Source organism: Streptomyces sp. S3(2020) (assembly GCF_013044505.1).
Taxonomy (GTDB): Bacteria; Actinomycetota; Actinomycetes; order Streptomycetales; family Streptomycetaceae; genus Streptomyces.
In genome coordinates this window covers 1-8,500 of sequence record NZ_JABERD010000306.1, presented here as the reverse complement: position 1 = coordinate 8,500, position 8,500 = coordinate 1, and the positions used below count along the sequence as shown (strand labels likewise).

General features: G+C 70.5%; 8 protein-coding genes. 4 read left to right on the top strand and 4 right to left on the bottom strand.

The features are described 5' to 3' along the window. A partial coding sequence (locus HLK59_RS45680; protein ID WP_171147581.1) for a TerD family protein occupies positions 1-616 on the top strand: 616 nt, incomplete at its 5' end. Between the two features lie 65 nt (positions 617-681). Here HLK59_RS45680 and HLK59_RS45675 read toward each other — a convergent pair. The 4 genes from HLK59_RS45675 to HLK59_RS45660 all read right to left on the bottom strand — a co-directional run bounded on the left by HLK59_RS45675 (position 682) and on the right by HLK59_RS45660 (position 5,949). Beyond that, entirely contained in the window at positions 682-1,698 is a 1,017-nt protein-coding gene (locus tag HLK59_RS45675) for a 1-aminocyclopropane-1-carboxylate deaminase (RefSeq protein WP_171147580.1), read from the bottom strand. A gap of 19 nt (positions 1,699-1,717) precedes the next feature. Then, entirely contained in the window at positions 1,718-2,347 is a 630-nt protein-coding gene (locus HLK59_RS45670; protein ID WP_171147584.1) for a GntR family transcriptional regulator, read from the bottom strand. Positions 2,348-2,457: 110 nt separating this feature from the next. Next, positions 2,458-4,038 (bottom strand): TROVE domain-containing protein, encoded by a 1,581-nt coding sequence (locus HLK59_RS45665; RefSeq protein WP_171147579.1) that lies wholly within the window; start codon positions 4,036-4,038, stop codon positions 2,458-2,460. Between the two features lie 453 nt (positions 4,039-4,491). Further along, on the bottom strand, positions 4,492-5,949 hold the full coding sequence (locus HLK59_RS45660) for an alkaline phosphatase PhoX (RefSeq protein WP_171147578.1): 1,458 nt from the start codon (positions 5,947-5,949) through the stop codon (positions 4,492-4,494). A gap of 293 nt (positions 5,950-6,242) precedes the next feature. Here HLK59_RS45660 and HLK59_RS45655 point away from each other — a divergent pair, with 293 nt between their 5' ends. The 3 genes from HLK59_RS45655 to HLK59_RS45645 are packed head-to-tail and all read left to right on the top strand — an operon-like array spanning position 6,243 to position 8,172. After that, positions 6,243-6,473 (top strand): hypothetical protein, encoded by a 231-nt coding sequence (locus HLK59_RS45655; protein ID WP_346779973.1) that lies wholly within the window; start codon positions 6,243-6,245, stop codon positions 6,471-6,473. Between the two features lie 54 nt (positions 6,474-6,527). Continuing rightward, entirely contained in the window at positions 6,528-7,688 is a 1,161-nt protein-coding gene (locus tag HLK59_RS45650; protein ID WP_346779972.1) for a hypothetical protein, read from the top strand. A gap of 37 nt (positions 7,689-7,725) precedes the next feature. Next, positions 7,726-8,172, top strand: coding sequence for a hypothetical protein (locus HLK59_RS45645; RefSeq protein WP_171147577.1), 447 nt, complete (start codon positions 7,726-7,728; stop codon positions 8,170-8,172). Positions 8,173-8,500: the final 328 nt, after the last annotated feature.

The following is an 8,500-nucleotide window of genomic DNA, read 5'->3' as shown; positions in this document are numbered from 1 at the left end:
GGCCACTCCCCCGCCGCCCGCACACGCCCCGGGCGCGGGGAAGATCAACCTCGACAAGGGCCGGGTCAGCCTCCAGAAGAACCAGACGGTGTCCCTCGTCAAGGGCGGCCGCCCCCTGCTCTCCTCGGTCAAGATGGGCCTCGGCTGGGAGCCGGCGTACCGCGGCAAGGACATCGACCTGGACGCCTCGGTCATCGCGTACGGCCCGCAGCGCAACCACATCGACAGCTGCTACTTCGGCAAGCTCCAGATCGTGGGCGGCGCGATCCGCCACTCCGGCGACAATCTCACCGGCGAGGGCGGCGGCGACGACGAGGTGATCACCGTCGACCTGGGACGGCTGCCGCAGGAGGTCAGCGGACTGGTCTTCACCGTCAACTCCTTCTCCGGGCAGAAGTTCACCGAGGTCGCCAAGGCCTACTGCCGGCTCCTGGACGGCACGACCGGCGAGGAGCTCGTCCGCTTCGACCTCACCGGCGCCGAGCCCCAGACCGGCGTGATGATGGCCAAGCTGATCCGTCAGTTCTCCGGCGAGTGGGAGATGACGGCGATGGGCGACTTCGTGAAGTCCCGCACGGTACGCGGGATGGTGAAGCCGGCCGCCCAGGCCCTGTAGCCGTCACGGGTCCGGCCCGGGGCTTCCCCCCGGCCGGACCCGGCCGTTCCGCCGGCACCGGGGGTCTAGAACAGCGCGCTGTAGGCGTTCAGCGCCGGCTGCCCGCCCAGGTGGGCGTACAGGACGGTGGAGTCCCGCCCGATCTCCCCGCGCTCGACGAGGTCGATCATCCCCGCCATCGACTTCCCCTCGTACACCGGGTCGGTGACCATCCCCTCCGTGCGCGCGGCCAGCCGCATCGCCGCGAGGGTCGTCTCGTCGGGGATGCCGTAGACGCCCGCGTGGTACCGGTCGTCCAGCTCGACGTCCGACTCGGTCAGCTCCCGCTGGACGCCGATGAGCTGCCCGGTGTTCCGGGCGATCCGGGCGATCTGCTCACGGGTGGCGGCGGGCTTCGCGGACGCGTCGATGCCGAGCACGCGGCGCGGCCGGCCGCCCGCCTCCTCCAGGGCGGCGAACCCGGCGACCATGCCGGCCTGGGTGGACCCGGTCACCGAGCACACGACCACGGTGTCGAAGAAGACCCCCGACTCCCGTTCCTGCTCGGCGACCTCGTACGCCCATCCGGCGAAGCCGAGGCCGCCGAGCGGGTGGTCGGAGGCGCCGGCGGGGATGGCGTACGGCTTGCCGCCCGACTCCTCGACCTCGCTGAGCGCCTGCTCCCAGCTCTCCTTGAACCCGATCCCGAACCCGGCCTTCACCAGCCGTACATCGGCCCCGGCGAGCCGGCTGATCAGGATGTTGCCGACCTTGTCGTACACGGCGTCCGGCCAGTCCACCCAACTCTCCTGCACCAGCACACACTTGAGCCCCGCCCGGGCGGCACAGGCCGCGACCTGACGGGTGTGGTTGGACTGCACCCCACCGATCGAGACCAGCGTGTCGCAGCCCTGCGCGAGGGCGTCGGCGATCAGGTACTCCAGCTTGCGGGTCTTGTTCCCGCCGTACGCCACACCGGAGTTGCAGTCCTCGCGCTTGGCCCAGAGCGCCGCACCGCCGAGGTGGGCGGTGAGCCGTTCCAGCCGGTGCACCGGAGACGGGCCGAAGAGGAGCGGGTAACGGTCGTAAGAGGAAAGGGACATGGGTCCTCCCGGTACGGGTTCAGTCGCTGTCGGCGAGTTCCGCGAGGCCCCGCCAGATCTCGGCCGTGACCCGGACCGCCTCGGCCGCGTCACCGGCCGCGCAGGCCTCGATGAGCCGCTCGTGCAGCCCGGCGGAACGGCAGGTGCCGCCTTCGCCGAAGCGCCGTCGCTCCAGCCGGCGGATGAGCGGGGTGTAGCGGGCGGCGGTCGCGGCGGCCGCGCGGTTGCCGCTGACACGGACGAGGACGTCGTGGAGTTCGTCGTCGGCCTTCAGCGCGGTGTCCACGTCGCCCGCGGCGACGGCCGCCGCGAACCGCTCGTTGGCCGCGCGCATCGTCTCGACGTCCGCGGCGAACAGCCGGGGCACGGCGACCCGGGTGACGAGTTCGTGCATGGCGCCCACCACGGCCGCGGCGTCCCGCACCTCGCCGGGCATCAGCGGGGTCACCCGCGTATAGCTCTGCGGCTTGCTCTCCAGCAGCCCCTCGTCGACGAGCCGGGAGAACGCCTCCCGCACCGGCGCCCGGGACAGCCCGAGCCGCTCCGCGAGATCGGCGTCCCGCACCACCGCGCCGGGTTCGAGCTCACCGGCGACGATGGCGTCCCGGATGGCTTCGTAGGCGCGGTCCCTGAGCAGGGTGCGCGGTATGGCTTCCACAAACTGAAATGTTAGATGTCAATCCATGGGGGAGACAAGGGTGTGGCCCGCACTCCCCGTGAAAGTGCGGGCCACGCTTGTCACCGCTCTGCTGCCACCGCTCAGGCGGCCCACGGCCAGTCGGCGTCCCGAGCGCTCTCCAGCAGCGGAACCATCCGGAACGCCGCGTCCGTCAGGCCCCCGAAGGTGTGCCGGTTCGCCTTGCCCGAGGGGCCGTGGCCCGCGCGGTAGCCGGCGAGGTTCCAGGTGTAGACCGGCACATGGGCGGGGACCTGCCGGGTCGGGTCGCCGTGCCGGTTGAACGTGTACTGCTCGTCGGTGACGATCAGCACCCGGTCCTGCCCCCGGTAGTGCGCACGGACCGCCGAGGTGGTGTCGGTGCCGCCCAGGTCGCCGAAGCGGCCCAGGATCTTCAGCACCGACTCGCCCTTGCCGTACGTCAGGTTCCGGCTCGTGGTGCCGAACTCGACGAGGTCCGCCTGCTCGGCCCGCAGCGCCAGCGCCGTACCGAAGATCGCCGCCGCGTCGGCCCGGTTGAGCTGCGAGCGGTCCGAGAGGCGCGCCCACATCGAGCCCGAACGGTCGACGAGGACCAGCGTCCGGCCGGCCAGCGCGGGCACATTGGCCAGCGAGTGGCCGAGCGCCTGCTCCAGCGGGTACGCCCAGCGCAGCGAGGGCGCGTGCTGGTACGCGGCCAGGTACCGGAAGGGGAACTGCCGCGACCGTGCGACCTCGGCCGGGTCGCTGATACGCGCCGCGACCTGGGCCGCGGCCTCGTCCCCGACACCGGCCTGGTCGAAGTTCCGCAGGTTGCGGACCAGCGCCATGGCACCCATGGACGGGATCACGGCCTCCCAGGCCGCCTTGTCCATCGGACCCTGGAGCCATCCGGCCAGCGCCTCCCACGTCATCCCGGCCGCCGCGAGCCGCTCGGCGCCGCCCTCGGACGTGACGACCGCGCGCCGCCGCTCGACCGGCAGCGCCATCAGCTCGCGGTGCGCGGTGAGCACGGTGCTCGACGCGGGCGGCACGGCCGTGTCCGGGTTGTGCCGGCGGTCCAGCGCGTACCGGAACAGCTCGCCCTGCCACGGCTTGTCCGCGTCGGGGGCGGCGTGCACCAGGTTGAGGATGTCGCCGAAGCGGTAGCCCTTGGACGCGGTGTCGTACTTCAGCAGCGACTTGCCGTTGTAGAGACGCTGTACGGCGTCGGCGACACCGCGCTTGACGGGCTTGGGCACGGCGCGGCCGTAGGTCGACGTCCAGTACCCGAGCAGCTCGCCGGGCTCGTCCGGGCGCCGCAGCACCGAGGCGATGACCTGCCGGTTGGCCGGGCCGTCGGTGACGCCGGCGTCGAGACGTGCCTTCACGTACTCGGCGGCGCCCACGATCGAGGCCGTACGGAGGTTCCCCTCGCCGCGAAGCCAGCCGAGCAGGCCGGCCGTCCACGCGGGGTCCTCGACGGCGAGCCGCCGCACGAGGCGCGCGAAGCGGTCGTCCCGGTCGGCGCCGGACTCGTAGAAGGTCTGCTGCGAGACGAAGTTGGCGACCGCCAGGAGAAAGAGCTCGGAGCGCGCGTCCCGCTCATGACCGCGGCCGCCCTCGTAGGACCGGAGTACGCGTCCGGTGGAGGTGACCCGCGAGGTGGGCTGCGCCCGCGCCGCCTTCTTGTTGAATCGCGCCATGGTGAATTCCCCCGAATTCATCGGTGTTTCGGAGGGAGGCGCAGCAAATGGAGGATGACCGAGTTCGAAGTCGGCTGCGGTGACTATAAACCGGCGCGTCTTCCGTTCCGCCACATCGACCCCGGGTCGATGACGGGATTCGAACCCGCACGGGGGTCGAGCCCCCACCGGTCCCCGAAGTATCCGCCGCCTGCGCACCGGGCACCCACCATGAGCTGCGCCTCCCCGAGATCGAATGGTTCGCACCGGGAGGTGCGTGAAGTTGTGGTGTCCAGAGTTCAGGTCGGCGGAACCGACATTAGGTGCTCTAACCCCTGAGCTACACCGGCGCGTTGTACCGGTGGCGGGACTCGAACCCGCGGCCGCCCCATTATCAGTGGAAGTAGGTCCTGCCTTCGCACCTGGACATTCATCACTGTAGGAGGGCGGCCGCGGAACGGGCGAGCGAATTAATCACCCGCGCTTCTGGCGCTTCCAAGGGCCGGTGATGGCGAGCATGATTCCGGGCGTCTGGATGTTGGCGTACAGCGTCCGGCCGTTGGGGGAGAAGGTGACGCCGGTGAACTCGCTGTACTCGGGGTCCTCTTCGGTGCCGAGGTTGAGTTCGTTGCGGGCGATGGGGTAGGTGCGGCCGCTGTCGGTGGCGCCGAAGAGGTGCTGGACGCCCTCGCCGTCCTCGGCGATGACGAGGCCGCCGTAGGGGGAGACGGTGATGTTGTCGGGGCCGTCGAAGGCGCCGTCCTTGGAGGGGTCGGGGTTCACGCCCAGCAGGACCTTCAACGTCAGCGTGCGGCGCTTGGGGTCGTAGAACCAGACCTGGCCGTCGTGGCGGACGGGGCTCTCGTCACGGGCGTACGAGGAGACGATGTAGGTGCCGCCGTCGCCCCACCACATGCCCTCCAGCTTGCGGGCGCGGGTGATCTCACCGTCGGCGAACTGCTTGCGGACGGGGACGGTCTTCGCGTCGCGGTCGGGGACGTCGATCCAGTCGACGCCGTAGACCGTGCCGATCCTCGTGGCGCGGGAGAGGTCGTCGACGAACTTGCCGCCGGAGTCGTAGCACTTGGGCGCCTGGAGGACACCGGCGTCGTCGGCGAGGGCGCGGAACCTGCCGCGGCCGTACTCGAAGCCCTTCGGCGGGGTCCAGCGAAAGAGCAGGCCGTTGGGGCTCGCGGCGTCCTCGGTGAGGTAGGCGTGGCCGCGCTTGGGGTCGATGACGACGGCCTCGTGGTCGTAACGGCCGAAGAACTTCAGGGGCTTGGGGTTCCTGTTGGCCCGGCGGTCGGCGGGGTCGACCTCGAAGACGTAGCCGTGGTCCTTGGTCATGCCGTTGGTGCCGACCCTGTCGGAGTTCTCCTCGCAGGTGAGCCAGGTGCCCCAGGGGGTGCTGCCGCCCGCGCAGTTGGTGGAGGTGCCGGCGATGCCGACCCACTCGGCGACCTGTCCGTCGGGGCGTACCTCGACGACCGTGCAGCCGCCGGCCGCGGCGGGGTCGTAGACGAGGCCCTCGGTGAGCGGCACGGGGTACTTCCAGTTGGCCCGCGGGCCCTTCAGCTCGTGGTTGTTGACGAGGAGGGTGGTGCCGCGGGGGCCCGCGAAGGCGGCCGTGCCGTCGTGGTTGGAGGGCGTGATCTCGCCCGACTCCAGTTTGGTCTTCCCGCTGTAGGTGATCACGCGGTAGGTGAACCCGGCGGGCAGCGCGAGGATGCCGTCGGGGTCGGGGAGCAGCGGCCCGTAGCCGACACCGCCATGCCCGCCCGCGGCCTCCGCGGCGTCCGCCCCCTCGCTCTCGATGTCCGTGGCCGCGAGCGCGTGGGGCGCGGTGGCGAGGGCGCCGACACTGCCGGCCAGCGCGACCCCGGCTCCGGTGATCGCGGTTCTCGTGGCGAAGTCCCTGCGGGTGAGCGACATGGTGTCTCCTGTGACGGTCGATGTGGCCTGGAGGGTGGGGGACCTCGGGTCGGCGCCACCGTCCCGCCCACGCCTGAACGGGGGTTGAACACCGGGCGACGTCCTCCGGCCCGCTTCCGTGAATCCGTCCCGGATGTGCGCAGCCGGATCCCAGGTCCCGGTCAATCGCGGCGAAGAAGGTCGATCAGGGCGGATTGTCGCCAAGTCCATGATTTAGTGCGGCACGCCTTGACCGTCGGTGGCTGTCAGCACTAGACCTCAATTACCCGCAGAACCCGTGGGAGGCGAGCCGAGTGGACACACATCGGGCGCGCAGCCTCCACGAGGGCCGGCTGATGAGCCTGCCCCATGTAACGGGGGTCGGGACCGGGAAGAACGACCACACGGGCGAGGACGTCGTCATCGTCTTCGTGACCCGCAAGGTGCCCCGGGACCGGCTCAGGAATGAAGACGTGATTCCGGACGAGCTCGACGGTGTACCCGTGCGAGTGCTCGCGATCGGCGAGGTCTCCGCACAGGAGTAGCGCCGCACCCCGTTCCCGGAATCGCGACGACACCGGGGAAGAGGTGGTCTGGCCGTGACGAGCCAGCCCGAATTGATGCGTGGGCCCACTGGTGGGCAGCTCAGCGACAGCTCACGGCAGCAGGCGCTGTCGGACTTCCTGCGGCGTGAGCAGCCGCTGGCGAACGTCGTCGGCTTCGGCCACGGCGTGAAGTGGAGCGGGGGGCAACCGACCGGTGAGGAAGCCGTGTTGGTGTTCGTGACGCAGAAGGTTCCGGAGTCGATGCTGCCGGAGCGGGATGTGATCCCGTATCAGATGGACAACGGCATCCCCACCGACGTGGTGGCGGTCGGCCATGTCGCCGCACAGCGCCAGCAACGGCAGGCCGGGGGTCGCCGTGAGGAGCGCGGTTCGTCGTACGCCGCCGACGGCAGCGTGGAGGAGCAGCTGGCGCGGCTGTCGCAGCCGCTGCTCGAAGAGCTGGGCGGTACAGCGCAGTTCGAGCCGCAGATCCTCAGGCGCCGGATGCGGCCGTGCCCTTCGGGTTTCTCGGTCGGCAACGTACGGGTGACGGCGGGCACGCTGGGCAGTGTGGTGTACGACTTCCTGCCGGGCGCGACGGTCGACCCGCCGGGGCCCGGTCTGGGCGTACCGGCGAAGTTCTACATCCTGTCCAACAACCATGTGCTGGCCGACTCCAACCGGGCGCAGCTGGGCAGTCCGATCGTGCAGCCGGGTGTCTTCGACGGCGGGAGCGACCCGGCGGACCGGATCGCGACGCTGGAGCGGTTCGTCCCGATCCAGTTCGCGCCGCAGATCCCGCTGGAGCGGCACGACAACGTGGTGGACGCGGCGCTCGGTGCCGTGGAGTTCCAGGACGCCACCCGGGAGCAGTACTTCAGCGGGGCACCGCGTGCCTGGCGGCGCAGGGCCAATGTCGCGGTCGGTGACCTGGTGAAGAAGACCGGCCGGACGACCAACATCAGCTTCGGCCGGATCATCTCGGTCGACGCGACGATCGACGTCAACTACGGCACGGCGGGCACGGCCCGCTTCAAGGACCAGATCCTGACGACGAACATCTCGGCGGGCGGCGACTCCGGTTCGCTGGTCACCTCGCTCGACAGCGTCGCGGTGGGACTGCTGTTCGCCGGTTCGTCGACGGTGACGGTCGTCAACCACATCGAGAACGTCCGCGCGCTGCTGCGCGTCGAGGTCGCCGAGCAGCTGGCCTGACGGTCGCTCAGTTCCCTACGGGAGGAGTCGTGTTCCCATGACCACACAGGCACGCAAGCAGAAGGGCGCGGCCTCGGCCGAGCGTCACTTCCACAACGCGCAGGGCGCCCAGGTCAAGACGCGGGACGAAGCGTTCGCCATGCAGCAGGACATGTCGCCGCAGGCGGTGTCGACGTCCGCGCAGCTCGAACTGCACAACGGGGCGGTCACCTTCGCGATGGAGGTCAAGTACAACCCCAACACCTATCCGCACGTCGTCCTCGGCGGCCAGATCACCTCCGGCATCTGCGGAGCGCCGTGGGACATCACCGGCGGCTTCATCGGCGAGACGATCCGTCTGGACGCGAAGAAGGCCGGCAGCGGGAACTGCGCCGAGACGATCACCATCGTCGGCGAGTTCCAGAACCCGCCGGCGTACCGGGGTACGTACGGCTTCAACGGCGCGGCGTCGTCCTTCAAGCACACGACGGTCTACCACTGCTGACCCGCTCCCCGATCGCGACCCACGACAACATCCCAGCCGTGGGTCGCGACCACACGCAACACCCCCGCACTGCACGGCCCCTCGCCACCCTCAACCTCCGCACCGCGCACACCACCTCCGGCGCACGCAACACCTCGCCGCGGGCAGCTCCCTCGCCACTCTCAATCCCCGCGCCGCGCACAACCACCTCCGCCGCGCACAACACCTCCGCCGCACGCAACACCTCGCCGCGGGCAACTCCCTCGCCGCTCTCGATCACCGCGCCGCGCACAACCACCTGCCGCACGCAACACCTCCGCCACGCGCAACTCCCCGGCCGCCCTCAGCC